At 52.0% G+C, this 25,792-nt stretch carries 20 protein-coding genes; 8 read left to right on the top strand and 12 right to left on the bottom strand.

Features of this window, described 5'->3' with window-relative positions; genetic code table 11:
• The first annotated feature begins 680 nt into the window (after window positions 1–680).
• Window positions 681–1,517 (top strand): siderophore-interacting protein, encoded by an 837-nt coding sequence (locus tag F566_RS0126920; protein WP_020410153.1) that lies wholly within the window; start codon window positions 681–683, stop codon window positions 1,515–1,517.
• 78 nt (window positions 1,518–1,595) lie between these two features.
• On the opposite strand, the gene F566_RS0126915 is transcribed toward F566_RS0126920, so the two are convergent.
• The 4 genes from F566_RS0126915 to F566_RS0126900 all read right to left on the bottom strand — a co-directional run bounded on the left by F566_RS0126915 (window position 1,596) and on the right by F566_RS0126900 (window position 6,707).
• Window positions 1,596–2,372 carry an ABC transporter ATP-binding protein gene (locus F566_RS0126915; RefSeq protein ID WP_020410152.1) on the bottom strand — a complete coding sequence of 259 codons (777 nt, stop codon included), beginning with the start codon at window positions 2,370–2,372 and terminating at the stop codon, window positions 1,596–1,598.
• Window positions 2,369–3,412 carry a FecCD family ABC transporter permease gene (locus tag F566_RS0126910; protein ID WP_020410151.1) on the bottom strand — a complete coding sequence of 348 codons (1,044 nt, stop codon included), beginning with the start codon at window positions 3,410–3,412 and terminating at the stop codon, window positions 2,369–2,371. Before F566_RS0126910 ends, F566_RS0126915 begins: the two co-directional genes overlap by 4 nt.
• A 3-nt stretch (window positions 3,413–3,415) precedes the next feature.
• The gene (locus F566_RS0126905) at window positions 3,416–4,531 is read right to left on the bottom strand and encodes an ABC transporter substrate-binding protein (RefSeq protein ID WP_020410150.1); all 1,116 of its coding nucleotides are present in this window, start codon (window positions 4,529–4,531) and stop codon (window positions 3,416–3,418) included.
• An 82-nt stretch (window positions 4,532–4,613) separates the two neighbouring features.
• The gene (locus tag F566_RS0126900; protein ID WP_026180351.1) at window positions 4,614–6,707 is read right to left on the bottom strand and encodes a TonB-dependent receptor domain-containing protein; all 2,094 of its coding nucleotides are present in this window, start codon (window positions 6,705–6,707) and stop codon (window positions 4,614–4,616) included.
• 153 nt (window positions 6,708–6,860) lie between these two features.
• On the opposite strand from F566_RS0126900, the gene F566_RS0126895 reads away from it, so the two are divergent.
• From F566_RS0126895 to F566_RS0126875, 5 genes are all read left to right on the top strand, one after another.
• Window positions 6,861–7,823 (top strand): helix-turn-helix domain-containing protein, encoded by a 963-nt coding sequence (locus tag F566_RS0126895; RefSeq protein WP_020410148.1) that lies wholly within the window; start codon window positions 6,861–6,863, stop codon window positions 7,821–7,823.
• Between the two features lie 86 nt (window positions 7,824–7,909).
• On the top strand, window positions 7,910–8,458 hold the full coding sequence (locus tag F566_RS0126890) for an iron transporter (RefSeq protein WP_020410147.1): 549 nt from the start codon (window positions 7,910–7,912) through the stop codon (window positions 8,456–8,458).
• A gap of 5 nt (window positions 8,459–8,463) precedes the next feature.
• The gene (locus F566_RS0126885; protein ID WP_020410146.1) at window positions 8,464–8,793 is read left to right on the top strand and encodes a cupredoxin domain-containing protein; all 330 of its coding nucleotides are present in this window, start codon (window positions 8,464–8,466) and stop codon (window positions 8,791–8,793) included.
• Between the two features lie 49 nt (window positions 8,794–8,842).
• Window positions 8,843–9,655 (top strand): FTR1 family iron permease, encoded by an 813-nt coding sequence (locus tag F566_RS0126880; RefSeq protein ID WP_020410145.1) that lies wholly within the window; start codon window positions 8,843–8,845, stop codon window positions 9,653–9,655.
• Window positions 9,656–9,686: 31 nt separating this feature from the next.
• Entirely contained in the window at window positions 9,687–11,120 is a 1,434-nt protein-coding gene (locus tag F566_RS0126875; protein ID WP_020410144.1) for a 4Fe-4S binding protein, read from the top strand.
• 55 nt (window positions 11,121–11,175) lie between these two features.
• On the opposite strand, the gene F566_RS0126870 is transcribed toward F566_RS0126875, so the two are convergent.
• From F566_RS0126870 to F566_RS0126845, 6 genes are all read right to left on the bottom strand, one after another.
• Window positions 11,176–14,805 (bottom strand): ATP-binding protein, encoded by a 3,630-nt coding sequence (locus tag F566_RS0126870; protein ID WP_020410143.1) that lies wholly within the window; start codon window positions 14,803–14,805, stop codon window positions 11,176–11,178.
• 197 nt (window positions 14,806–15,002) lie between these two features.
• Window positions 15,003–15,743 carry a 2OG-Fe(II) oxygenase gene (locus F566_RS0126865; RefSeq protein ID WP_020410142.1) on the bottom strand — a complete coding sequence of 247 codons (741 nt, stop codon included), beginning with the start codon at window positions 15,741–15,743 and terminating at the stop codon, window positions 15,003–15,005.
• Entirely contained in the window at window positions 15,743–16,843 is a 1,101-nt protein-coding gene (gene ada, locus F566_RS0126860) for a bifunctional DNA-binding transcriptional regulator/O6-methylguanine-DNA methyltransferase Ada (RefSeq protein WP_026180348.1), read from the bottom strand. Before ada ends, F566_RS0126865 begins: the two co-directional genes overlap by 1 nt.
• A 165-nt stretch (window positions 16,844–17,008) precedes the next feature.
• A complete protein-coding gene (locus tag F566_RS0126855) occupies window positions 17,009–17,683 on the bottom strand; it encodes a DUF4194 domain-containing protein (protein ID WP_020410140.1) in 675 nt (224 codons plus the stop codon).
• A complete protein-coding gene (locus tag F566_RS0126850) occupies window positions 17,680–19,218 on the bottom strand; it encodes a Wadjet anti-phage system protein JetA family protein (protein ID WP_033416971.1) in 1,539 nt (512 codons plus the stop codon). Before F566_RS0126850 ends, F566_RS0126855 begins: the two co-directional genes overlap by 4 nt.
• A gap of 229 nt (window positions 19,219–19,447) precedes the next feature.
• Window positions 19,448–20,329: an FHA domain-containing protein gene (locus F566_RS0126845; protein WP_157497135.1), complete on the bottom strand. Its 882-nt coding sequence runs from the start codon at window positions 20,327–20,329 to the stop codon at window positions 19,448–19,450.
• 213 nt (window positions 20,330–20,542) lie between these two features.
• Here F566_RS0126845 and F566_RS0126840 point away from each other — a divergent pair, with 213 nt between their 5' ends.
• Together F566_RS0126840 and F566_RS0126835 are read left to right on the top strand one after the other, a co-directional pair.
• Window positions 20,543–21,373: a PP2C family protein-serine/threonine phosphatase gene (locus F566_RS0126840; RefSeq protein WP_020410137.1), complete on the top strand. Its 831-nt coding sequence runs from the start codon at window positions 20,543–20,545 to the stop codon at window positions 21,371–21,373.
• Window positions 21,374–21,439: 66 nt separating this feature from the next.
• Complete coding sequence (locus F566_RS0126835) at window positions 21,440–23,239, top strand: protein kinase domain-containing protein (protein ID WP_020410136.1); 1,800 nt, start codon at window positions 21,440–21,442, stop codon at window positions 23,237–23,239.
• A 48-nt stretch (window positions 23,240–23,287) separates the two neighbouring features.
• Here F566_RS0126835 and F566_RS0126830 read toward each other — a convergent pair whose 3' ends face one another.
• The gene (locus F566_RS0126830; RefSeq protein ID WP_020410135.1) at window positions 23,288–23,551 is read right to left on the bottom strand and encodes an ACT domain-containing protein; all 264 of its coding nucleotides are present in this window, start codon (window positions 23,549–23,551) and stop codon (window positions 23,288–23,290) included.
• Window positions 23,552–23,587: 36 nt separating this feature from the next.
• A complete protein-coding gene (locus tag F566_RS0126825) occupies window positions 23,588–25,381 on the bottom strand; it encodes a thiamine pyrophosphate-dependent enzyme (protein WP_020410134.1) in 1,794 nt (597 codons plus the stop codon).
• Window positions 25,382–25,792 lie beyond the last annotated feature (411 nt).

The following is a 25,792-nucleotide window of genomic DNA, read 5'->3' as shown; positions in this document are numbered from 1 at the left end:
TATGTGGGTGTCAAGGTCGGATCATGGCAGAAATTGCGTTATATCAATGGAGAAATATTTTTCATTTAAAGTATTGCAAATGAGAATGATTATCAATAAGATCTATTCACATCGTCCCTGATACAGAATTTTTACCCGTGCGAGAAGGTATTACCTACGTAAGAGGGACGACTGACGAACTGCAGGGATGGACGTCTAGGCAAGGATGCCGCTTTATTTTTTCACAGGAAAACTTAGGGAATAGGATGAAATATAAAATGGAACAGAATAACTATACATGGATGAGGCCTGCTCCGTTGGAATCGACATCATATAGACATGGCAATCGATTCCTGCGTAAGTGCAAGAATATTCGTCCTGGTCTGCCGGAAATTTCGGCGTTGGCTGTGTTACTGGTTTTCATGGTTTTGAGTGTTTCCACGTCCGCTGCAGGATAGGCATAAATGATGGGCATGAATACAGGTATGCAGTTTTCCTGTTCTGAAAATCTGCCGTGTAGTTTTTTTGCCAAGTCCCGGAATTCTCGATAGCTCCCAGAATTCACGATAGATCGTATTTCTCTCGATCGATAGTCGTGCATCCAATAGAAAATGCCTTTACGGCGTTGTTTCTCATTAAATTGATAATAATTATCATTTATAATTCCTGTCAGTATTATGTGACTTAAGACTGGATTTTAAATGGCCGCTGCACCCCGTCGTTCGCCCCCTAGATTATTGCAAGTCAAAGCGACTCAAATGTTGTCTCCTACTCTGAAACGGGTGACGCTTCATGGCGATGCCTTATCCGGGTTTCCTGACCATTCCGATGGGGCCCATATCAAGTTGATGTTTCCCCAGCCTCACCAGAAGATACCTGTATTACCGACGCTCTCTGAAAACGGGATTGTGTGGCCGGCCGATGGTGAGAGGCCGATTGTTCGCACATATTCTGTTGCCCGGTATTACGCGGATATCGGGCAGCTTGATGTTGACTTTGTGATTCACGAGGCGCCTGGTCCGGGGTCGGATTGGGCCAGAAGTGCCAGGCCGGGAGATACGGTAGGGTTAGCCGGCCCGGGTGGTCCGGACAGGGTTAAGTCTGGTGCGGACTGGTATTTACTTGTCGCAGATCCCAGTGCCTTTGCGGCCCTGGCTGCAGCGCTGGCAAACCTGCCTGATGATGCGAGGGGGCATGCGTTGCTGGAGGTGGCCAACCAGGAGGAGATTCTGGATTTTCAGCATCCTGCTGGAATCGAGCTGCATTGGTTAATCAGAGGGAATATGACTCCGGGTGAGAGTGATTGTCTGATCCGGACGGTCAGCCAGATTGACTGGTTGCCGGGGATTCCTTCGATCATGCTCGCGGGTGAAAATTCCCAGGTTGTGGCGATTCGTGACTTCGCGCTTAACCAGAAGAAGGTTCCCCGTCACATGATTTACGCTGTGCCCTACTGGAAAGACACTTTTGATGAAGAAGCCTACCATGCTGAGCGTCACCGAATCATGGACGAGATGGACACTCCAGATTCAAAGTGATGGGAATCATTCATGATGTTCCGAATGATAGCCGAGCAAGATCCGGCATTGCGCCGAATCGATTGCAGTGGCAACTGATCACAGCATCGGTTCCAATACCTGGATAATCGGGTAACCCAGTTCACCAGGCTCAACCTTGGCCTTGACCTTGAAGACGGCTGCAATGTTGTCTGCTGTGAGCACGTCGCTAACCGGGCCGGAAGCGACCACTTTTCCATGAGCTAAAAGCACCAACTTATTACAGTATCTGGCGGCCAGTTCCAGATCGTGCAGCGCAGCGATTGCGATACCGTCCTGCCGGTTAACCCTTTCGTGAACAAGATCCAGTACGATCATACGCCAATGCAGATCCAGGGCCGATGTGGGTTCATCCAGTAATAGCATGTAGGGGTTGCGGATCAATGCCAGTGCCAGTCCCACCAGTTGTCTTTTACCACCGGATAATGAATACATGGGTGACATCGCGGACTCCGCCAGTCCGAGTCGTTTGAATAGCAGCTCTATCTTTTTTGCGAGCTTCTGATCTGATGTGGTCAGGTTCAGTGCCCTGGCAGCACTCCAAAGCAACTCAAAGGGGAGTAAGGATGATTCCTGTGGCGGAGTCTGTGGCATATAAGCCACTTCCCGATGCCAGTCTGAGAGGGGAATGTCACCTTGGTGATTGTCTTTATAAATGATTTGCCCCTGATGTTTCTGTACACCGGACAATGCCCGCATCAACGTGGACTTGCCAGCAGCGTTAGGACCAAGCAGGCCCAATATGTCCCCATCCTCCAGGTCTGGAAGTTGAACATCGAAGAGCCGCTGAGTTTTGCCATAGAAGACATTCAGATTTTTGACGCGCAAACGATTCATGGTCGTCTCCTCTTGCCAGCGATCAGCAGGACAAAAACCGGAACGCCGATAATTGCTGTCAGAATGCCCACCGGAATAATGACACCAGGCATCAGGGCTTTTGACAAAAAGCTGGCCAACGAAAGTAGCAGGGCACCGCACAGAGCTGCGCCGGATACCAGCAGACGGTGATCTTCACCCAGCAACAGCCTGGCAATATGAGGTCCGACCAGTCCCACGAAAGCGATCACACCAACGAAGCAGATGGCGAAGGCGCACAGAATAGAGACCCGCAGGATCACAAAGAACCGTATACGGCGAATATTCAGGCCCAGGCTTTGTGCTTGTGCTTCGCCTGCGCGTAACAGCGTCATCACCCATACATGACGCATACTGAAAGGCAGGATCAGGAAAAAGCAAAGAGTTACCACGATCACTTCCGTCCACCCGGCTTTGGTCAGGTTGCCGATGCTCCAGAAGACGATTTCCTGGACGGCCTCGGCGTTGCCTACATACTGCATGGCAGAGGTGAGGGCTTCACCCAGAAAAAATAGGGCGATCCCAATTAATACAATATTCTCTCGATTCCCCCCCAGCATTTGTGAAAAAGTGAGCACGAGCCCGCCACATAACAAGGCAAAAAGCAGAGCAAATAAGGGAAGCATGGCGGTGTGACCGAGCCATGGCAGGCTGGGGGCGAATATGATGGCAATGCTGGCGCCAAAAGCTGCGAAGGATGATATCCCCAGTGTGAAAGGGCTGGCCAGAGGGTTATTCAGAACCGTCTGAGTTTCAATTCCCGACAGACCCAGTGCTGCGCCGACGGCAAGGGCAATCAGGGCGTCAGGTAAACGCACTTCAAACAGGATGATTCGGTGTCGCAGCTCAAGGTTTTCAGGGTTAAGCAAGCCGCTCAGGATATCCGATATTGAGAGGCTGGCCGGACCGGCAGAAAGATCCAGCATCAGGGTGAGCACCAGTGCGACAGCCAGCGCTATCAGTATCAGTGCCCGCCGGCGAAAAACATGATGATAGTGGGTTTGCAGAGTAACGGTATGCATGATTTACAGACTGTTCCCAATAATTGCTGTTCCTTTCCATTCAAAGGGAAGGTAGTGCTGAAAGATATACTGCAGGCTCTGATTGGGGTCTGTGTCCTGAAACTCCCCGGGATGGAGCCATTTGGCAAAAGCCTGCAGAGCGACGATATTCAGAGGGGAGTTGTAAAAGTCATGCCAGATCGCGTAGGCATGTTGCTGCTTTACGGCATCCAACGCCTGAAACGAGGCATCAGACAGGAAACGGTTTAGGCTCTGCCGGGCCTGATCCCGGGAAAGTCCGGCTCCCAGGGCCACGATATTCTTGCCACTGCTGACATCCTCAGGTGTGCCGGAGGCGGTGCCGATCCAGATATCCGGGTTCTCGATCAATAAGAACTCCATGGTATGTCGTGACGTCGGACCCGGAGCCACGGCATCGGCAATGTTGATCCCTCCGGCAAATTCAACGAAAGGACCCAGCATACCGTCAGCCATTCCCACGCAGCACTCAAATCGACCGGGGTGGGCCTGGATAAAGACTCTGGGGCGCTGCTCGACTTTGCTGACACGTTGCTGTATCAGTGCTTTTTGCTGGCGGTAGTATTCGAGATATCCGGATAACTGGGATTCTGCATTGAATAATTTGCCCAGAATCTCCAGTGAGGGAATGGTGTTCTGTAAAGGGTCCATTCGGAAATCGATGAAAACTACTTTGATGCCTGCGGCTTCCAGTTGGTTGAGCAGTTCTGCATTTTTCGCACCCGGACCATGATCCTGGATGCCGAATATCGCAACCTCAGGTTTCAGGTCGATGATTTTTTCCACAGACACACTAGACTGATCCTGTCCCCCGAAAATGGCGACTTCCGAGAACTCCGGGTATCGGGCCTTTAGTTGTTTCTCCAGATCCGGATAGGTCCATGAAACCGGTTGCATCATTCCCACCAGGCCCTGAATGGGATGATCCGGCAGTAACAGGCCCAAGGTCAGAACATAGCGTCCTTCACTGACAACGAACCGCTCCACCGGCTTTTCGAGTGTGACACTACGCCCGCTGATATCAGTAATATCCACTTGGCTGGCCAGTGTTGGCTGTGCCAATTGCCAGGCCGCCAGAAATATAAAAGTACGAAGCAACATCTGCTTGAGTCTCCAACGACAAAAGGCTCACCCTGAGGGTGAGCCGTTTAATTAATTCGTTATAGTGAATTGTTTTTGGGCCTCAAAGTTGATAGCCCACAGTCACTTTGAAATTGCGGCCGGGTTCGTAATCCTGGAGATACAGGTCGCCAAACCTTGGATGGAAGGACAAGCCGGTTCTGGAAGATTGAGATGCATAGTACTCGTCAAACAAGTTGTCGATTCCCAGTGTCAGGGTAAGACCTTCCACTTCTGCGGGAGTCCAGCGTGCGGCGATATTATGAACCATATAGGCATCCTTGCTGTTGTCCTTGGTCGCACCATCCAGGTCCAGGGCAGCTTCTACTTTGGCAACTCTTAGCATATCCCAATGCAATGTCAGGCCGGATTCCGGGATGGCATAGTCTGCCAGAATGCTGATGGTATCACCTTGTTGTCTGTCCAGTCTGGCGCCTTCAAGCGATGAATATTCATCGAATGCGGAAAGATCGCTACGGGCTCTGGAGTAGGTGAAAAGGACGTTCAACTGATTCACGTCAAAGCCGAAGTAGGCCTCAAACCCGCGGATCTGCATGTCTCCAATATTGTCCTTGCCAGTAAAAGTGGCTGTGGATGCGTAGTCGTAAATGTAATCATTGATATCGGTCTGGAATAACGTGATGCCGGTATGAAAGCGATCACGACCTACCACCTTTTGATAGGCTGCGGATAACTCATGGTTAAACCCTGTTTCTGCCTCGATATCCGGATTTGGGGTATCTCCAAGTCCCGCGCCGGTAAATACCTCTCCGATTTCAGGACCTTTGAACAACTGGGTTGAACTGGCTCTCAGTAGCACTTCCTGTGTTGGTTCATATTCAATAGCCAGGGCACCTGTGACTTTTGTAAAAGTATCATCGACGACTGTCGAATCAATGTCGTAATGGTTGTATCGAACCCCGGGTATGACCGAGACATTGTTGTCAAAACCGATACGGTCCTCAATAAAGACAGCGGCATTAACGGCCTCCTCACTGGAGTCGTCGGAATTGCCGTTAGTGTATCGGGCGGAGTAGTCGGTATCGTATTGAATATATTCCACGCCGTAGGTGAGCTCGTGCGTGTTATTACTCTCTATCGGGGTATTGGCGAGAACACTCAGACCGGTGTTGCTGGCTTCGCCTTCCACGATTCCTGCGAATGCTGAGAAAACCGGAGACGACGAGAACCCGGTTTCATCCCGCCGCAGATAACTTTCGTTACGGAAAAGTGTGGTTTTCACCAGGGTGGTTTCGCCGAGTTCAATGTCGTGATTCAGCGTGAGGGTGTCGCGGGTAAACTCCGTCGGGTAGGTGAGTGGAACCATCAGGCTGTTGGCAATCGCGAGATCTGTGGCTATGCCCATATCCGGCCGATAGCTGTAATCACCCTCGTCCTTGTAGGTTTCGTACCCCAGTGTAATACGCTGTCCCGGAGTGATGTCCCAGCCGAACTTTAGCAGGGCATCATCAAGCTCGCCTTCCAGTCCCCGGACTTCTCCATCAGTTCCATCGACAGAGTTGCCGTCAGCATCGAGAATTTCGCCACGCCCGACTTTGTAATTATCTCGCTGGATCAGATTGTAGTAGCCAAGTACATCAACGCTTTCTGTGATTTGCCCATAACCTGTGACGGAATAACTTTCTGAGGCATTGGTGGCGTAAGTCGCCTGTACATGAGCGCCAAATTGTTGCCCTGGGCGCAACAATTCACTTGCCGATTTGGTTTCAAATCGTATCGTTCCGCCGAGTCCTCCGTTGACAACAGAGTTGTTACCCACCTCAATCTCTGCAGATTTAAGGATGTTCGCGTTGATCTGCAGATTTCCCATATGGTGGTACATATAGGTGTTCTGGTTGGCTCCGTCGATGCTGATTTTAAGATCTTTATCGTCCATGCTGCGGATCGTAATCCGCTGATTCAATGAGTGAGCTCCCCCGACATCAACACCGGGAATCGTCCGTAGCAGATCGCTGATATGATCGGCCTGCTTGCTATCGATGGCTTCGCCATCAAGGTGTACGGAACTGGCCTGGACTTCGGTCGCCCATACTGCCACGGGATCAAGCGTAATGGTGTCGTCTGCCTGAACCCCCAGACAGATACCAGAACCCAGAAGGCCGGCACTGACAACTCGTTTCATGTTCGTTTGTTTCATAACTGCCTCAAAACTGACACGCAAAAGAAAGGATACTTTCAGGGGGGGGGCAAATCTTAATGAGATTGATTTACATTTATGATATAAAAAGTGGACAATTCGTGCTGAAGTAACTGTTATGAGAAATCGTCAAACTGCTATGAGAGATCGCCAATGGTGATGGGGGCTGATGTTGTCTGTGATTCAGGAAACTCAGCAGCACAGAATGCCGTATACCCAAGTGTTCAGACCCGGGATCTTCCCCCAACCAGTCAGATGATGGATGGGAAATACATCATGGCGAGGTACGCCTCCGGCATGCTGGTACACGCCAATGATGTAATGGAACTGACCAGCCTGGACACGGTTTTTGAGAAACCTCCGGGGTTAACTGTCTCGATCATCCTGGGAGGCGAGATTGAGTTCTGGTTGAACTCTCGACATCAGTATATCCACACTGAAACCCGGCCAAAGACCTACGGCTTTGCCATTGCGGCGCAAGAGCCATATCAAATCAGGCGTTGTCTGCGTCAGGGGCGTTATCTACGCAAAGTGAATATATCCGTGGATCAGGGCTGGTTGGAACGACAGTTTGGAGACTGTCTATTGTCACAGAAAGAAGTCTCCTGCCTGTTTACAGAACCTCACCGGTACTGGCAGTGGCAGGCCTCAGCGCGATTGGCAGAGTTGTCCGAGCAAATTCTTTATCCACAACCAACCACTCCCTTGTTGCAGAACCTGTTTGTGGAGAGCCGTGCCCTGGATATTCTAGGGAGTGCGATCGCGCAAATTGTCGATCAATCATACAGGGGGCCGGGTTGCGGTCGAGTTGAGAGTGCGAAGGAATACATTGACGCGAACCTTCAGAGTATCGTCAGTCTTGATGATGTGGCGACCCAGGCTGGCATGAGTGTGAGCACGCTGCAACGTCAGTTTAAGCAGCGATACGGCCAGACGGTCGTCAATTATATGCGGCAGAGAAAACTGGAGCTGGCTCGTACGGCCCTGAATCGGGAGGAGCTGAGCATTGGCGAGGCCGCTTTCCTTGCCGGTTATCGTCACACCTCGAATTTTGTAACGGCCTACAAGCGTGCCTACGGTCACACTCCCGGTATGTATGTAAAACAGGATAGCTGAAACTCTCTCACTTGATGTAAGTCAATCTCCTAAGAATGCAAATAAGTATGATTCTCATTAATTGAAATGTGATGAGAGGTACTGACATGCGTTCGAACTTGAATAGGTTCTACTTTGCCCTGACTCCAGCTGCCTTGCTGATGTTATCCCCTTCAGTATCGGCGCTGGAATATCCCATCGGCGAGCCGCAGGAAGCCCATGGACTGGAGATCGCAGCAGTTTATCTGCAGCCTGTGGTGATGGAGCCAGCCATGGGATTACTGGCCAAGGATGCGGATATCCACCTTGAAGCTGACATCCAGGCACTGGAAGACAACCCCAATGGACTGGTCATTGGAAGTTGGGTGCCTTATCTGGAAATTGAGTTCGAACTACGTAAACAGGGTGAAGATAAGGCGATTTCTGGCGAATTCCATCCGATGGTTGCCAGCGACGGCCCCCACTACGGTGCTAACGTAAAATTGAACGGGCCGGGGAAGTATCATCTGACCTACACCATCAAGCCACCTGTGACCCATGGAATGAGTTTTATGCGGCACATAGATCGGGAAACCGGTGTGATGGAGTGGTTTGCACCCTTTAAGGTGGAATATGACTTTGTCTATGCGGGGATCGGCAAGAAAGGGGGGTACTGATCATCATGATACGCCCTCTATTGGTGCTGATCATTCTGTTGGCTGGTTTATGTGGCCAGGCATCTGCCGCCTTGCCTGAAATTGAACTGGAAATGCGGGATGGACAGCTGATTCCGGATCGATTGGAAGTTCCGGCCCGGACTCGCGTCAAAGTGGTGATCCGCAATACAGGTCAGTCCGCTGCGGAGTTCGAGAGCCTGCGGCTTCGCCTCGAAAAAGTTCTGGGGCCGGGGGTGACTTCGTTTGTTGTCATTAATCCCTTGAAGCCGGGTGAGTATGAGTTTTTTGATGAGTTCCATTTGCCTGATGCCAAGGGTGTGATTGTCGTCAAGTAGTAAATGCGAGTCTTGAAATCATAAACACGAGTGAAACCGGGAGACGATTGTGGAACAGGCTGTATTTATTGTCTGGCGGGAAAGTGTCGAAGCGTTGCTGGTGATTGGAATCCTTTATGCTTGGCTTAACCGTCATCATCAGGCAGGGTTGCGTTACCTTTATGCCGGTGTTGCTGCCGGGATAGGGCTGGCGTTTGTCCTGGGAGGGCTGTTGCTGGGCGTACAACAGGTCGTTGACGGGATTTGGCAGGATCTTTTTGGTGTCGGCATGGTGTTTGTGGCAGCCGGATTGATCGTCCATATGGTGTTCTGGATGCGCCGCTACGGTGCCGGGTTAGGGCGTCAACTGCATGACCAGGCACTGGCGGCCGGGAACGGGTGGGCATTGGCGCTGCTGGCCTGTCTGGCGGTAGGCCGTGAAGGGGCGGAAACCGCTATCTTCCTCTATGGCATGAGCCATATGCAGAGCAGCCTGGGGGACTGGATGCAGTTTCTGTTTGCGGTTGGTCTGGGGATTGGTCTGGCAGTCATCACCTGGCTACTTCTGCAACAGGGGACTCGGTTGTCCTGGCGCCGCTTTTTTCGTTTAAGTGAAATTCTGCTGTTGCTTCTAGCCGGTTCATTGTTGATTTCGGGGACTGACCGCTTGATAGGGCTGGGTCTGGTCCCAGCGATCATTGATCCACTTTGGGACACTTCCAGTTGGCTGGACGACACTGGCCGCATTGGTGGGATTCTGTCGGCCCTGACAGGCTATCGTGCCTATCCTGCACTGACCACTGTGCTGGTCTTTGCCGGGTTCTGGTTGCTGGTGGTCTGGCGTCTGAGGCGTACCTCTGAGTCTACGTTGGTCCGGACATGATTGGTCTGTTTATCTCTGGAATGGTTTGAATATGACGATGGAGCCTATTCCTGTCACCTGTCTTGACTCTCAGGAAACCGGTTTATTGATGCGAATCGGATTATGGTTACGAGATCACCGGGGAATGGTCCAGAAAATCCAGTGGGGCGTTGTAATTTTGTATGTGGGGCTGGTGGTGACACCGGCATTTCTACCTTTACCGGATCACTACGCCCACTTGTGGGATAACCTGACGCTGTTTGCCCAGTTTCTGTTCTGGGGAATCTGGTGGCCGTTTGTGCTCATCAGTATGGTGTTGTTCGGGCGGCTATGGTGCGGTGTATTCTGCCCGGAAGGGACCCTGAGTGAGTGGGCCAGCCGCCATGGGCAGGGAAGAAGTATTCCCCGCTGGCTGCGATGGCCGGGATGGCCGCTGGTCGCTTTTATCATGACGACAGTGTATGGCCAGATGATCAGCGTGTATCAGTACCCCAAGGCGGCGTTGTTGATACTGGGTGGTTCTACCATCGCGGCGATGGCAATAGGCTATTTCTTTGGGCGGAATCAGCGGGTCTGGTGTCGCTATCTCTGTCCGGTCAGCGGCGTGTTTTCTCTCCTGGCAAAATTGTCTCCGCTGCATTTTGTGTCGGATGCAGACCAGTGGGCGCTTTACCGGAAACAGTTTCGTCAGGAGTATCGTCAATATCAGAACCACGGTTTACCCAAAGTTCAATGCCCCACCTTTTTGCCACTGAAACAATTGAACAGTGCCAGTCCCTGTCATATGTGTGGCCGTTGTGCCGGGCACAGGGATGCCATCAGGCTCGAAGCCCGTGCCCCCGGTTCAGAAATCACCAGTGGCGCCACGGAGGCTACCCGTTGGGATTTTCTACTGATTGTGTTTGGTTTATTGGGAGTGGCCGTGGGAGCATTCCATTGGAGTGCCAGTCCCTGGTTCGTGACGCTGAAACAGGCGCTGGCGCTGAACCTGATAGAATCCAACTGGTTCTGGCCGTTGGAGTCCTATGCCCCTTGGTGGCTGCTGACCTATTATCCTGAGCAAAATGATGTCTTCAACCTCGTGGATGGTGTGGCTTTATTGGCTTATATCGCCGTAACGGCATTGGTTTCCGGATTGGTTCTGAGTGCGACTCTGGCACTTTCCGGCCGAGCTCTGGGACGTTGGTCCACACAGCGAATGTATCATCTGAGCCTTGGCCTGATTCCCATCGCAGGTGCCGGTGTCTTTCTGGGATTGTCTGCGCTGACGATCAGTTTGTTGCGTGCGGAGCAAGTGCCGGTGTTCTGGGCCGAGAGTGTCCGGGGCCTGATATTGGCAGGTACCGGAGGTTGGAGTCTGTGGTTGGGATGGCGTATAACAGAACGCTATGCGGGGCTCAGAAAGAGGGTCACAGCGATGCTGGGGTATGCACTCGCTGTGGCCTGGTCAGTGGGAGTATGGTGGTGCCTGTTTTTCTATTGGTAAAAAACAGTTCCATTGGTAAGGACAAACATCCTCAAGGGCAGGCACCACTGCGCGATTAGTTGAACTCTTCCATAAAGTCGAGATTGAACTGGTGCCTGACCAGATTACGATGGTTGGCCCAAAGTTCCGCAATTTTTTCCTGATTGCACTTCTGCCGATCGACTAGCACGCGAGTCTTCAATTCGCCGACCGGCTGAGTGGTCGGGCATTTGCTGAACACGAACTGGTTGCTGATCAGATCCATGAAAGGGCCTGATTTGCTGGTTGGCATAATGAAGATCAGTTGCAGCCCCAGAGTTTTGGTCAGGTAGTTGATCACCTCGCGGGAGCGGGACTCATCCATTTTTGAGAATGCTTCATCCACCAGCACCATACGCAGATGGCTGTCTCCCTCACCAAAGCGGAATGCCGAGGTGATGGCCGCTGAGCGAATAATGTAGGCCGGTGTTTCCAGCTGTCCGCCACTGCCGGTGCCGTATTGGGATAACGGGATACGTTGTTTGCCGGCGGGTTCTTTGTAGATTTCATAGTTGCGATAATTACGATAATCGGAGATGCGTTCCAATTCCCGCATTGCCTTTTGTTCGTCATCGGAAAGCAACATGCCCATCAGGCGATCGCGAACCTTGCTGGCCTTTTTCGTCAGCTCCGCATCAAACAAGGTCGAACTTTCTCCCAGATTGGGCAGACTGATGACTTCCTTGAAGAAGTCCCAATACTCTTTGAATTCCGGTACCCAGGTCCAGTCAAAGCTGAAGGATTCCCGGTCGGCACCAAAGCGATGATGCTCCAGCTCCCGGTTCATATCCTCCAGAATTTTTTTGCCGTCGTTGATGGCTTGATAGATCGCGTGGCACAGGTGAGTGACAAAGGTGTTGTTGAAGGTGGCTTTCAACGCTGTCAGTTTTTCCTGTTTTTCCACCAGAATATTATTTTTCAGGCGGTTCCGGATCATTTCCGCTTCCCGGCAGACTTCGCAGATGCGGGTAAAGAAGTCCCGGTTATGTAGATGGTCATAGTCGGGCATATAGGCGATCTGATCACCAAGCTGACTGCTCTGGTTGTGCTCGATCAACTTGGATTCGAACTGCCTTGCCAATGATTCAATGTTGCCCTGGGTTAACTGCAGTTCCAGATGGAGCTGGTCGCTACGGATATTTTCTGCCTGTTCGTCAGCCTGTTTCAGGCGTTGTTCGAAATCAAAGCCCGGCCACAAGGCCACCAGAGAACGCAGGTTTTCCTCTTTATCATCCTGTGCGGATTCTGACGCTTCCTTGGCGTCACTGAGTTTCTGGCATTCAACGGCGACCTGTTTGAGTTCGGCCAGCAAACCGCCTTCTCGTTTGATCAGGCTTTCGATTTTTTGACGCAAGGCTTTATCCTGTGCCCGCAGGTCAGTCAGTTCTACTTCCAGTTTTTCGAAGTCACCGAGATCCAGTTGGGATAAACGCTCTTCCGCCTCACGCAGTTCACGGTGCAGGCTGAGCATGTCCTTGAGACGATCCGCGTAGTTGAGAGGCTTGATCTGATCGATGGCTGCCAGCAATTGTTGCAGTTGACGGTAGTGGTCTGCTGCCTGCTGGTGCTCCTCGCGAATCAGCTCAAGCTCGCGTTGTTTCGCCTCGAGGGCACGTTCCCGGGCTTCCTGTCCAAAGACCAGTTCGCTGTCGTCAATATCGCTGCGGAACATGCTGTAGGCCCCGGAGCCCAGACCGTTGGCGGTGATACCCCGCCGGGTCATGCGCAGTTCCTCTTCCGATTTGACCCGCAACACATTGCCGTAACTGGCGGTCAGGAAGTACTTGGCGGTGGCGTGGGAGAATTCCATGACGTTGATGACAGATGCCTGGTCGAGCTTCATGCGCTCACAGTCGCGACGTGCTTTCTCGCCCTGGATCACTCGCGCATTGTTGCCGCCTTTCATATAACGCACGATACGGATCGCTTCGGCTTCCCAGTCGGGGTCCACAATGATGGAGTAACGTGCTCCGCCGATGTAACCTTCAATGGCTTTCTGCCATTTCGGGTCTTTGATTTCCACAAAGTCACAAAGGACACAGGCGTCGGCTTGCGGACATTCGCGGCGAATGGCTTCCAGTGCCATTTTGACGTGATACGGGTAGGTGACCTGGCGGGTTTCCAGGCCGTCGATTTCTGATTGCTTTTGCAATCTTTGTTGTTCCAGCTTCTGATTCAGACTCTCCCGGCGATGCAGAAGTTTGCCGACCTGATCCCGCAAACTGCTACCATCTGGCCGCAGGTCACTGTCATGCCATAGCCGTTGCCATTGATTGGCTTTCTGCTGAATCTGATAAGCCTGATCCAGATGATTTTCCAAAGGGGCGATGTCCACCCAGTCTTTGCCGAGTAAAGTCGCCAGATCGATCTTGGCGGTTTGACGCATTTGAATGAACTGCTGGGCACTGCCTTGCAGCTCTTTCTGACCCAGTGCAGGCAATTCATTGAGGATTTTCAGATCTCTCAACAAGGCCTGGATCTGCGCGGTGGCCTCGAAGGATTTGTCCAACTGGTGGTTTTGTGCCAGCAGTTGTGGAGCCTGTTCGTGTAACTGTCTATGATGCTGGTTGATCAGCTTTTCCAGCTCATCCTTCTGCTGTAGAGGCTTGTGTCCCATGCGGGTGGCGGTCAGCTCCAGCAATCGGGATTCTACCTGCTGGTGTCGCCCCTCCAGCGTCGCCCGTTCGTCGAGATTGGATTGCTTTTCGTCTTCCAGGGTTTTCTGCTTTTTCTTCGCCCCCAGATAGGCCTGTTGATCCATCAGGTATTGATGCCGGGCTGTGATGTACTGCCAGACATTCAGGTCTATCCAGGTATGGATATAGCTCTGTCCATAGGCATTGGCATCAGACAGTATCTGAATGGCGCTTTTCAGCCGGTTGGCTTCGCTTTCCATGCCATGAATGGTTTTCAGAAGATCGGAGACGGATCGAATGGCTTCGCCAAGGTCTTTTTTCTCCAGAATCTCTTGGGCAACAAAATCATTAATGCTCTTCACCGGTTTGTAGGCCATAAACCGTGAAAATGCTTTGGCTGCGTTGAGTGCTTCCCGCTCGGAGATTTCGCCGGGTTTGCCACGGACAATGGCGTAAAGGCGTTTCAGGTAGGCTTTTTTCGTGTCGTATTGTTCCACATCGTGGTTCTTACGCAGTCTGGCGACAATTTTATCCAGAGGCACCACATGGAGCTTGCCGTTTTCGTCTTCAATCTGGAAATCGCTGAGACTCAGTTCCGTGTTGGGAATGATCAGGAAGCTTAGTTCCATCTGCCTTGCCACAGGTTGATGGCCGGCTTTATCCAATTGTGCACGGGTGCAGATCACGGCTGTGAAGGGGGAGGCCGATTCCCCTTGGGTGGGATGAAAGCAAACCGCAATATAACCGTCGGTTACACCCAGACGCGCATAGCTGCCGTCGTCGCATCCCAGAACATATGAGGCCAGTGTCCGTACCTGTTTACCTCCGCGTCCCCGTTGGGTGGTCTCGTCCTGACCCGGGTTATAGGTGAAGAGGTAATCGTGTGCTGCTGTCAGGGCCGTCTGTATGGCATCTGCCGCCGTGGTTTTACCGGAGCCGTTGCCACCGGAGAGCAGATTGACCGGGCCAAACTCAAATTCATTGTTTGGAATATTGCCCCAGTTCACGAGGATCGATTTTTTAAGAAACATAGAGACCGTTCACAGGTAATTGGTATGCCACGGAATCGTGGCCCGATGCGATATTGCGGGTATTCGGGCTGAGTCGAAATTTCATCGCGCTATTGTAGTCGTATTGGCGGGTGTGACCAAGTGGTGATTGGATTACACCTTTGTGATTGGCAGGTCGAGCCCCTTTGCATTGATCCCATGGGAGTAGATTCAAGGCTCTATCTGGCGTCATGAAAGATGATACCCATGGCATATCGCTCCCCTGATCGCACACGACTGACGCCATGTCGCATATTGACCCGGTAAATGCCTCGGGTGCCTTGAACCGGCCGCTGGTGCACCGCAAAGACGACGGCATCTCCCTGTTTCAGAGGGACGACTTCCGGCCGGGATTGCATTCGCGGGCGTTGTTCCGTCATGACAAACTCACCGCCAGTAAAGTCCCGGTCTGGTTCGGACAGCAGAACTGCCACCTGCAGGGGAAATACCTGATCGCCGTAAAGATCTTGATGCAGGCAGTTGTAGTCCCCGGGCCCGTACTTCAGTAGCAGAGGTGTGGGGCGGCACTGGCCGGCCTCATGGCATCTGGCGAGGAAGTCCGGCAGTTGTTGCGGATAGGATGGCTCCAGGTTCATTAACTGATTCCAGCGATTGGCAATAGGGACCAGCTTGGGATACAGAAAATGTCTTAATTTGTTGATAACGTCGGGCAACGGATAGGAAAAATACTGGTACTCCCCGGACCCGAAGCCATGCCGTTTCATGATCACTTTGCTGCGGAAGCGACTCTGGTCAGGATACAGATCTTTCAGTCCCTGGCACTCCTCTGTGCTCAGCAGATTCTTGATGATGCTGTGGCCCTGAAGACTGAGCTCTTCGGCAATACAGTGCCAGGTTGTGTCAGTCTTTTGCTCGGTGCCCATCAAAGGCAAGCTGGTTTGGGCATGTAAGCTGTTCATCAGAGTGTTTCTCCCTCAGCCTCTTTATTCAATAGTGCCTGCTTTCGTTCCACACCCCAGCGATAGCCGGATAATGCGCCATCGTGGTGCACGACCCGATGACAGGGAATGGCCACTGCCAACTTGTTGGCGGCGCAAGCCTGGGCGACCGCGCGTGCAGATTTGGGAGCACCAATATGACGAGCGATATCGGCGTAGCTCAGGGTTTCTCCTGGCGGGATTGACCGCAGTGCCTGCCAAACCTTTTTCTGAAAGGCTGTGCCCCGGATATCCAAGGGCAGATCCAGCCCGACTTCCGGGGCTTCAACAAAGCCAATCACCTGGGCAATGGTGTCTTCAAAGCTTTTGTCTCCGCCGATCAGTGTTGCCTTGGGGAACAGGTCCTGTAGTTCCTGTATCAGAGGTTCCGGGTCATCTCCCAGCAAGATGGCGCATAGCCCCTGCCGACTTTGTGCGACCAGAATTGCCCCAAGATGACATTCTCCGATCGCGAAACGGATTTCCGCCTGTTCGCCTCCCTGCCGGTAATGTTCAGGGCGCATGCCGAGTATGTCCCCGGACTGCTCATAGAAACGGCTATTGGCGTTATAGCCGGCGGCGTATATGGCGTCTGTGATGGACCCCTGTTGGTGGATGCTCTCCCGCAGTCGCTGCTCGCGTTTTGCCATGGCGTAGGCTTTGGGCGTCAAGCCGGTTTTCTGTCTGAACAGCCGGTGAAAGTGGTATTTGCTCAGGCCAACCTGGTTGGCCAGTTCCGCCAGGGTAAATGATGTTGCCGAGGATTCGATCAGACGGCAGGCGAGGGTGATTTTTTCAGCTTGTCGTTCTGCTAATGATGGCTGTTTGGGGCAGCAGCGTTTGCAGGGAATGTAGCCTGCCTGTTCTGCTTCCTCACAGGTGGAGAAATAGCGAACGTTTTCTGGCTTGGGGGTTCTGGAAGGGCAGGTCGGGCGGCAATAAATCCCGGTAGTAATCACAGCGTAGAAAAAGGCACCGTCTGAAGAGGGGTCGCGGCTTGATAGTGCCTGCCAGCGACGGTCTTGATCTGCCCAACTTGGAGGCTGTGCAAAAGGGGCTTCTGGGTTCGGTTGTTTTGTCATGGCCGGGCTCATCATGATCTCCTGCTGATTGAATACTACCTCAAACAATAAGCAGAAGGAGAGATGAGGACTCTCCGAACCTTGCTTTTAAATTCCAGAAAGTTTGTTCATCGGCCATCTATGGTGGTTTTGTAGGCTGCTCGTGGGGCCGTTCGCTTGTGGAGCTTACTCGGCCTCTGACAGTTCTTCCTCTGATTCAGGGGCGTTGGGGTCTTCTCCCCGCAATACGGCCAGAGCTTCATCACTGACAAAATTGACGATTTGCGGACGAATCCTGATCCAGCCTTCTCCCGCATCCAGGTTGTCCTCCTGGTTATACTGAATCAGACGTAATTGACGGATACGTTTGAGCAGATTTCGCCGCTCGGTGAGGTTTTCCGGCAGGTTACGCTGCAACAGGTTCTTCATGGCGATGGCCAGAGTCTCAAAGCTGAGTGTCACGGCGCCGTCATCGTCCACCTGTCCCTCTCGCAGAGCTTTGTCGTACTGGCTGCGCAGAACCAATACGAGCGCCACTTCCTGTTGATTCAGGCGTGCCCGCAAGCCGCTGTTAAACGGTTGGTTGACCTCATCCCCAAGGCCTGGCACTTCTGCACCGGGAGGATAGGCTCTCACATAGTGAAACTGGCGATCATGCAATACGCGAATAGCCATGACACTGAGAAAGTCATCCACTAGTGTGTCAATGCGCAGGTAGCGGTCGTAAAGCCCTTGCTCCACCTGACTTTCATCCCGGCAAATGATGCTGTAATCCAGTAGCCTCAATACCAGTTCGGTAAATTCACTGAGCTGCAGACCGCGGCGGTCAAGTTCCTGTTCAAGTGTTTGGCTGATAATCATGGTGTCTGGTTTTCGCCGGATAGGTTTTCTGGGGTTTTTGAACGGACTTCAATAATGAAGTCATCTGCCTGATGTAGATAGTCATTGCTCAGGGTATGACCCGTCGGTTCAATGATAAATTCATAGTCGCTGGAGTTGCCGTTGACTGATGCCAGTTCGATGGCATGAGTAACCGCCAGCAGGTCCGGGGCAGCCTCTATTTTGAGATGCTTGCTATGCAGTCTCTGGCCTCCGGAAAGTGCTCGGAGCATATAGGCACGGGTATTGTCGTCATGGATAACAAATGCCTGATCCAGAGCGTTCTGTATGAACAGGCTTTTTCTGGCTCCCTGATCCAGCTCTTCCATTTCGGCGACTCTGGTGTCCACTTCCAGCTTGCGACGGCCTTCGCGGATAACGATCTGGCGAGGGTCGATCAGGCCAACCTGCAAATTGGCCATCATGTCACCTGCCAACTGCAGGCGGCGATTCTGTTCTTCCGGGGCGGCGCTGGAAAGATCCTGGCACACCTGAACCATGTCATTGTGGCGCTGGCTGGCAAGATAGCTCATCTGGCGAATAATTATGTCGGCTCGGCGCGTAAAGTTTCGCAGTGCGCCACGCAATGCCGGCAACATGATTTCGCAGGCGTTGGCGAGGCGGGTTTCAATGCCATCAAGGAGGCTCCAGAGCAGAGACTGGCCTGGTTTGACCTGTCCTGGAAGCAATTGACGAAGTTTTCCTTCAGCCTCGGCCTTGGTTGTCTTGGGCAGAGCGCGGATATCCTGGATCAAACCGGTGATTTCATCCCGGTGTTTTTCCACGGAATCGGCCGACAGGCGCACCGAGAGATCCGGTTGGAAGCGCTTGTCCATGAAATCGAAAAACTCGTCACTGGCTTTCTGAATCAGGGCTGTGACTTCAATTTCCCGGACCAACTGACGTTTGCGCTCTTCCAGTTCGGTGATAATGTCGGTGAAATCGCTGATGATTCTCTCTGAGTATTCGTAAGCGTCCAACAGGTCATGAACTTCGCCTTCATCCACGAAGGCACGCAAAGCGTTGCGTGTATTTCGGGTGTTACGGTGCCGGGTGCGAAGTGAGGAGCCGCTCAGCTCAACGAAGGGCTGGGTAAAAAGTCTTCCGGCACGGGTAAAGTGATAGCGAGCCTGGAGACTGACTTCGTCGACCTGAACTTCGAGCCAGCCGTTTTCAACCAGATTGTTGAGTATCCACAAAGCCTTGTCACGGTCACTGCGGAAACGACTTTTTGCCTGCGATCCATCGTCAAAATTCGGTGAAAATTCGCTATCTTCGGCGAAAAGTCCTGATTCGTTCTCAAAATCCAGTTCTGGAGCCCTGGCTAGAGCAGTTTGAAACAGTTCCAGCATCTGTTCTTTGCGTAAAGCGTGGCCGTAGTCCGCCATACTGGTGTAAAAGCGCAGATATAACAGCTTCAGGCATTCAACCGCCATTTCACGGTACTTGCTGGTCAGTGGGCGAAAGAACTGGCTCCGCTCAGGCTGGAAAAAGGCATTATCATTCGGCTCTGTCATGCCGAGAGGTGCTGAGCGATCGGAAGAGGGCGTTTGAGGCATTCAGATGAATAGAAAAGTCGATGAATCAAGGCGCCTATTATAGGCACTTTGTCAGGAATTTATACTGCTAGTTGATGCTGGACGCAAATAGTGAATCTCCCGCTTAACCACTGTGGTCTTTATTGTAATGAACCGCAGGCATAAAAAGCGCTGTGATCTGGCCGGTATCCGGATTTGACTCTTCAGCTCATTTCAGAAAAAAGAAAGCGGATAGAGCAGCAAACACGACGACGAATCCAATCACGGTGTACAGCAGCACTCCGCCGCCACTTCCGGTTTTTTTGCTGGCATCAGGAGAAGGTTCCTGATCGGTCTGGGTCTGCTTTGGCTTGGTTGCCGGTTTGGGGCGCGATGAGGCTTTGGCGGCTGCTTTTGCCGCAGCGGGTTGAGATGCCGCTGCTGCTGGCGCTCCGACAGAACCGGGTCTGACAATAGTAAGGTCTGCATCGTCGGGGGGGCCGGTCACTGTGAAATTCACCACATCGAAGCGCAGTTTGTCTCCGGGTTTGGCTCTGCCCTGGGTGATTCGCTCGCCATTGAGATAGGTGCCGTTGGTTGAGCCCAGGTCTTTCACCAGCAGGTAATTGCCGGCGACTGTCAGTTGAGCGTGTTGCCGCGACAAGTGAGAAACAGGCACGGTGATGTCACATTGCTCATCACGGCCGATAATGACGGACTCCTCAATCGGATAAAAAGACTGTGTTGCCCAACTCGCAGTTGCCTGCAGGCCCCACTCATCGCTTTCCTGAACCTGCTGATTTTCCGGTTTTTGTTTGTGATCGGCGGAAGGTTGGACTACCTTCATCTTGGTCTGGCCCAACTGGATCACATCACTTTCTTTGATTTTGACTGCTTTGTTTACCCGCTTACCGTTGACTCCGACCAGGAATTCCGGTTTCAGATTGAGTAAATAAAGTTCTTCATCCTTCAGACGAATTTCGGCATGAAAGTCTTCGATGTTTGGCTGATTGATGACCACATTATTGTCGGCGTGCTTGCCGAACCGCAGACGAGGTTCGACCAACCAGATGCTTTCCCGGCTACCGTCAACAAATTGAAGTTTTAACATTTGGCCATCTGCCTCTTGTACCAGTCCAGATATAGGGAGGGCGAGTAACTTTATCCCGGTAATACTTTGATAACAACAGGATAAATCCTTCAGTAAAACAGTATAGACCAGGATCGAAATCTGAAAACCCATCTATACTGAAGTAATTGGTGTTTACCGACTATAGTTTAAATCAATTAGTTTTTTATTCCCAAGATCAGGGACTTGGAAAGAATGCAGTCAGCTTTTGCCACCCACAAGGGGCAACGTCGTCAAAATCAGGATAACGGGCTGCTGGACCCGTCGCTGGGGTTATATGCTGTCGCCGATGGAGTCGGAGGCGGTGACAGTGGAGAGGTTGCCAGTGCTACCGTATGTACGCAATTGTATCAACAGGTCAGGCAGGGCAATGACCTGGATAAAGCGATTCACAGTTGCCATGAACAGTTAATGAGGGACCATAGCGGCGGAGAGCGAGGCTATGCTGCCTCCACGATTGTCGCATTGAAGGAGGATGGCAGGCATCTGATCCTGGCCTGGGTAGGTGACAGCAGGATCTACCTGTTGCGTGATGGTAAACTTGAGCAGCTCAGTGAAGACCACTCACTGGTCGTCCAGCAAAGTAATCATCTGACCAAGGAAGAAAGTGTCCGAATGCGACATGTCCTGACGCAGGCCGTGGGAGCCGCCGGTGAGGGTGGACTTCAGGTCGAGGTCATGGAAGTCGACAGACTGCCGGGTGACCGTTGGCTCCTGTGCAGTGACGGATTGCATGGAGTGGTCAATGATAAGGGGTTGTTAGAGTTTATGGCCGCAGATGTTACAGTGCAGGAAATCGCTGATCGATTGGTAGAGAAAGCACTCAATAATGGGGCGGACGACAATGTGACGGTCGTTGTGCTGGAAGACGAATCCGCCGGAGAACAGAATATCGACACCGGCCCACAGTCAATTCAAGCTCGCCAGGAAGGCGAAAATACTACTCCACAAAGGCCCTGGCATTACATGGTACTGGGAGGTGTGCTGGCATTGTTGCTCTTCCTGGCAATGATCTGGGGACTGTGAATCAAGATTCTAAAAAATACAGTTGGAGTATGAGTTGAAACTGTTAGGGAAAGGCGATATCTGATTATGGCTTGGCAGGGGTATAAGGTTGTCGGCAAGTTGGGTGAAGGCGGAATGGCCACGGTATACAAGGCCATCCAGGAGTCCCTGCAGCGTCCTGTGGCCATCAAGATCATGGCGGCCAATTTAAAAGATCATCCGGAAATCCAACAGAGGTTCGATAAAGAATCTCTTATCATTGCCCAGTTGGCGCATCCTCATATTATTCATGTGATCGATAAGGGGGTCACAGGGAAAGGTCGTCCCTATTTCGTTATGGAATATGTGGAAGGCATGTCCCTGGAAGACGCCATCAATCGGGGCAAACTGGATTTCGCAGGTAAGATCGATACCCTGGTTCAGGTATGCAAGGCACTGGCCTACGCCCATAAGAACGGCGTTATTCACAGGGATATCAAACCCGGTAATATTCTGATCGACAAAGAGTGGCAGGTGCGCATGGCCGACTTTGGTATCGCGCATTTTCACAATCCAGAGTCCGGTGGCGCACTGCATACCCAGGCTGAAAGTATTGTGGGAACCACCGCCTACATGGCACCGGAAATTCGCGAAAACCCCGAAGCCGCGTCAATTGCGAGTGATGTCTATGCTTTGGGGATCACCATGTATGAGCTGTATACAGGTGTCTGTCCACAGAACAATATTCCCCCTCCACGCAAATTTGAACCGGAAATACCGCCGGGCCTTAATGACCTTATCATGAGATGCCTGGAAGCGGACCCCAAAGAGAGGCCGGCATCGGCAAATGAAGTAAAAGACAGTCTGCTGCACCTGTCTCAGGGCGGTCACCTGAGTCGCGCTCAGAAAGAGCGGGCAGCTTCTCACTCCAAGGGGCTGGAATTACAGTTTTCCCTTCTGGATGTCCTGAAAGAAGATAAATATTGTTCAGTTTATCTTTACGAAGATCTGGCCAAGAAGAAATTGATGGTGGTTAAGAAATTACCGCCGGACGCCGATGGACTGAAAGAGCATAAACTACTCAGTCGACTGGCTCATCCCTCTATTGTGCCGATTCTGGGCGTATCACATAGTGTGGAAGGGGTTACTCTGATCACTGAGTACCTCAATGGCGGATCTCTGGCAGAACAAATGCTATCACCGGTAGAAGAGCTGGCAATGATGGATTGGGCGTACCAGATTTCCGAAGGCCTGGCTTTTGCTCATCGTAACCGGGTCTACCATGGCAACCTGCGTCCAAGTAATGTGCTGTTTGATCATGAGCGACGAGTGCAACTGGCAGATTTTGGTTTAAAGGCACACTATGACGACTCGGAAGAAGCGAATTGGTATGAAGATCCCAAGGCAAAGGGAGCGGTCAAGGATCTCTACAGCTTGGGCGCCATCTGCTACCACGCACTGACGGGGCACCCGCCGTCGGTGCGTGGAAACCGACTGGTGCGCAGTAAGCGCTTCACTGAATTATCTCCCAGAGTCCAGGAAGTGGTTACCCGCCTGCTCGATCCCCAGGAAGAAAAGCGCTATCCCAACAGTGATATCGTGGTGGCGGACCTTAAGGGGATCGTTAAAAAGCTTAAAGAAGAAAAAGCAGAACAGCAGACACGGGAGATCCAAAAAAAGGTTAACAGGGCGGCTGCCGAGGTTCGTCGGCGGGAACGTCCTCCCATTCGCTGGAAAGTCTGGCTATTCTGGCTGCTGGTCGTGGCACTGGCGGCAGAGGAGTTTGCTTATGGCCATGGCTATCGCTTTCTTAAGCCACATGTCATGCCCTACCTGGAAAAACTAAAGGGCTCCGAGGTCTACCTGGAGTGGAGCAAAGGGAGTGATGACAATAAACTGAGCTGGTGATCAGCCCCTGGGTGGATTGGGACTGATCAGGCGTAAGTTACCAGATTGTCAGGCACACTTCTCCAGCGCCTGCTCAGGCATCTGGCTGACAGTAACTACTTCGATTAACTTGTCCAATTGGCTGAGCAGGTTGGCAATACATCTTTGGCCGGTCACCGTGAATGTTGCCTGGTAATATCCGTCCATCATCTCCAGACGTAAGTCCTGTACGGTGAAGCCCCTGACTCTGATCATGCGGAGTAGACGTTCAATTGCGCCTGTCTGGGTGCTGAACTGGCACTGCAAATTATAGGAATTCGATTGACTGTTCATTGGTTGCTACCTTTCTCTGTTTTCCGCTCAGCTAATTCAGTTGAAGGCCGCACTATGGCCAGGGTTGGTTGAGGTCGGTTCAATCATCTCGTGGTTACCGGCGCCGGGTTTTACGATGGGCCAGACATTGGTATTTGATTCGATGCATACATGCAGCAGCATGGGTCCCTGATAGGCGAGCAGGGTTTCTATGCCTCTGCGCATCTGATGGCGCTGTTCTATTTTCAATGAGTGCAGGCCGAAGGCGCTGGCGATATTCGTGAACTCAGGGTTGTCTGACATATCGATTTCGCTGTATCGCTGGCCATAAAACAATTCCTGTTGTTGGCGAACCATTCCCAGTCTCTGATTATCCAGAATGACAATTTTCACTGGCAGGTTGTATCGCATGATGGTGGCCATTTCCTGAAGGTTCATCATGAAGGATCCATCTCCTGAAATATTGATTACCTTCGCCTCCGGTTGGGCAAATTGTGCCCCCATGGCGGCAGGCAGACCGAATCCCATGGTGCCCAGCCCGCCACTGCTGAGATGCTGGCGCGGATGATCGAAGTCCACATACTGTGCTACCCACATCTGATGTTGTCCGACGTCGCAGGCGATGATGGTGTCCCGGGAGGATAGTTTTGACAGTAAATCGAGAAACTCCGGTCCATCGATCGGCGCTTGCTCGTCCGCATCGGGAGCTGGGATGAAGCCCTTAAGCTGTTTGATCCGGCGACAGTGCTGGCGCCAGTCCTCTATTGGCAGTGTGGTGCCGAAGCTGCTTTGCAGTTGCTGAAGTAAGGGGATCATATCACCGTGAAGCGAGCAGTCGACCCGTTTGACTTTATTGAACTCACTTTGATCGATGTCGATGTGAATAATGCGTGCATTGGGGGCGAAAGTGGTGGCTTTACCGGTGGCTCTGTCATCAAATCTTGCTCCAATCGCAATCGCAATCGCAATCGCAATCGCAATCGCAATCGCAATCGCAATCGCAATCGCAATCGCAATCGCAATCGCAATCGCAATCGCAATCAGCAGATCACAGTCATTCACGGCTTCGTTGGCGGCCCGTGAGCCGTGCATTCCCAGCATGCCCATATTCAGACGGTGATCTTTACCGGGATTGCCGATGCCTTTCAGGGTAACGACCTGAGGGATCTGCAGCCTGTCAGCAAAATCACGAAATGCATCAATGGCATCTGCTGCGATTACGCCTCCGCCAGAATAGATTAACGGTTTTTTGGCGGCGGCGATCATGGCGATAGCTGTCTCAATTGAGCCGATTTTCTCTGATCGAGCCGGAGCCTGGGTGGAGGAATTCTGCGCCGGGAGGATAGATTCAGCCAGGGTCTGCAGCAGAACGTCTTTGGGAATATCAATCCAGACCGGTCCCGGACGCCCGCTGGTTGCCAGCGCTATGGCCTGTTCCATAATGTCCGGCAACTCGTCTGCGGATTCCACCAGATAGGAGTGTTTTACGATTCCCAGGGTCATGCCGAGAATATCGGTTTCTTGGAAGGCATCAGTGCCGATCAATGCAGCCGGAACCTGGCCGGTAATGACCAGCAGAGGAATGGAGTCCATAAAGGCATTGGCGACGCCTGTGACCAGGTTGGTGGCGCCGGGACCGGAAGTGGCCACGCAAACGCCCAATTTTCCTGAAGCTCTGGCAAAGCCATCTGCCGCCAGTGCCGCTGCTTGTTCGTGACGGCAGAGGATATGTTCGAGCGAGGAGTCGATCAGGGCATCGTACAGAGGCATGATGCAACCGCCCGGATAACCAAATATCGTTTTGGTGCCGTGTGCCTCCAGGGCTTTGATGATGGTTTGTGCGCCGTTCATGGGTCTACCTGCTTATTCACGTTGTATCGTCAATCTCCGTTTCCGCTGACCCGGGGCATAAAAAAACCCCCGGTTCTTTCGAAGCGGGGGTTTTTCTGAAGTCTTACTTTAGGTTTGATTCAGCAACGACAACCCCCGCAATGGTACGACGACCACCACGACGACTAGGTTGACGATTAGAATCAGGTTTTGCTTCATATGAAAACTGTTGGTTCCGTAAATTAATAAAGTTGTGGGTGAAATATAGTCGCATTTTTAGGCCGTTGACAACCCTAAAGTGTAAAAAATGTTCATAAGCTGTGACGGCGGTACAGGGTGCTGAGATCTGTTATAAGAACGTGAATAAACTAACAAAAATATTATTGATAAACATTCTCATTTAGATTAAGATTTTTTCCAGGTTAGGTATTG

The organism is Hahella ganghwensis DSM 17046, from assembly GCF_000376785.1.
GTDB lineage: Bacteria > Pseudomonadota > Gammaproteobacteria > Pseudomonadales > Oleiphilaceae > Hahella > Hahella ganghwensis.
Note: the sequence above shows the minus strand (reverse complement) of the source record. Positions and strands in the feature narration are given on the sequence as shown.

Excerpts from the sequence above, each read along its gene's own strand:
- F566_RS0126920 (WP_020410153.1), top strand. The coding sequence starts at position 681 with ATGGCCGCTGCACCCCGTCGTTCGCCCCCTAGATTATTGCAAGTCAAA.
- F566_RS0126915 (WP_020410152.1), bottom strand. The coding sequence starts at position 2,372 with ATGAATCGTTTGCGCGTCAAAAATCTGAATGTCTTCTATGGCAAAACT.
- F566_RS0126910 (WP_020410151.1), bottom strand. The coding sequence starts at position 3,412 with ATGCATACCGTTACTCTGCAAACCCACTATCATCATGTTTTTCGCCGG.
- F566_RS0126905 (WP_020410150.1), bottom strand. The coding sequence starts at position 4,531 with ATGTTGCTTCGTACTTTTATATTTCTGGCGGCCTGGCAATTGGCACAG.
- F566_RS0126900 (WP_026180351.1), bottom strand. The coding sequence starts at position 6,707 with ATGAAACAAACGAACATGAAACGAGTTGTCAGTGCCGGCCTTCTGGGT.
- F566_RS0126895 (WP_020410148.1), top strand. The coding sequence starts at position 6,861 with ATGGTGATGGGGGCTGATGTTGTCTGTGATTCAGGAAACTCAGCAGCA.
- F566_RS0126890 (WP_020410147.1), top strand. The coding sequence starts at position 7,910 with ATGCGTTCGAACTTGAATAGGTTCTACTTTGCCCTGACTCCAGCTGCC.
- F566_RS0126885 (WP_020410146.1), top strand. The coding sequence starts at position 8,464 with ATGATACGCCCTCTATTGGTGCTGATCATTCTGTTGGCTGGTTTATGT.
- F566_RS0126875 (WP_020410144.1), top strand. The coding sequence starts at position 9,687 with ATGACGATGGAGCCTATTCCTGTCACCTGTCTTGACTCTCAGGAAACC.
- F566_RS0126870 (WP_020410143.1), bottom strand. The coding sequence starts at position 14,805 with ATGTTTCTTAAAAAATCGATCCTCGTGAACTGGGGCAATATTCCAAAC.
- F566_RS0126865 (WP_020410142.1), bottom strand. The coding sequence starts at position 15,743 with ATGAACAGCTTACATGCCCAAACCAGCTTGCCTTTGATGGGCACCGAG.
- ada (WP_026180348.1), bottom strand. The coding sequence starts at position 16,843 with ATGACAAAACAACCGAACCCAGAAGCCCCTTTTGCACAGCCTCCAAGT.
- F566_RS0126855 (WP_020410140.1), bottom strand. The coding sequence starts at position 17,683 with ATGATTATCAGCCAAACACTTGAACAGGAACTTGACCGCCGCGGTCTG.
- F566_RS0126850 (WP_033416971.1), bottom strand. The coding sequence starts at position 19,218 with ATGACAGAGCCGAATGATAATGCCTTTTTCCAGCCTGAGCGGAGCCAG.
- F566_RS0126845 (WP_157497135.1), bottom strand. The coding sequence starts at position 20,329 with ATGTTAAAACTTCAATTTGTTGACGGTAGCCGGGAAAGCATCTGGTTG.
- F566_RS0126840 (WP_020410137.1), top strand. The coding sequence starts at position 20,543 with ATGCAGTCAGCTTTTGCCACCCACAAGGGGCAACGTCGTCAAAATCAG.
- F566_RS0126835 (WP_020410136.1), top strand. The coding sequence starts at position 21,440 with ATGGCTTGGCAGGGGTATAAGGTTGTCGGCAAGTTGGGTGAAGGCGGA.
- F566_RS0126830 (WP_020410135.1), bottom strand. The coding sequence starts at position 23,551 with ATGAACAGTCAATCGAATTCCTATAATTTGCAGTGCCAGTTCAGCACC.
- F566_RS0126825 (WP_020410134.1), bottom strand. The coding sequence starts at position 25,381 with ATGAACGGCGCACAAACCATCATCAAAGCCCTGGAGGCACACGGCACC.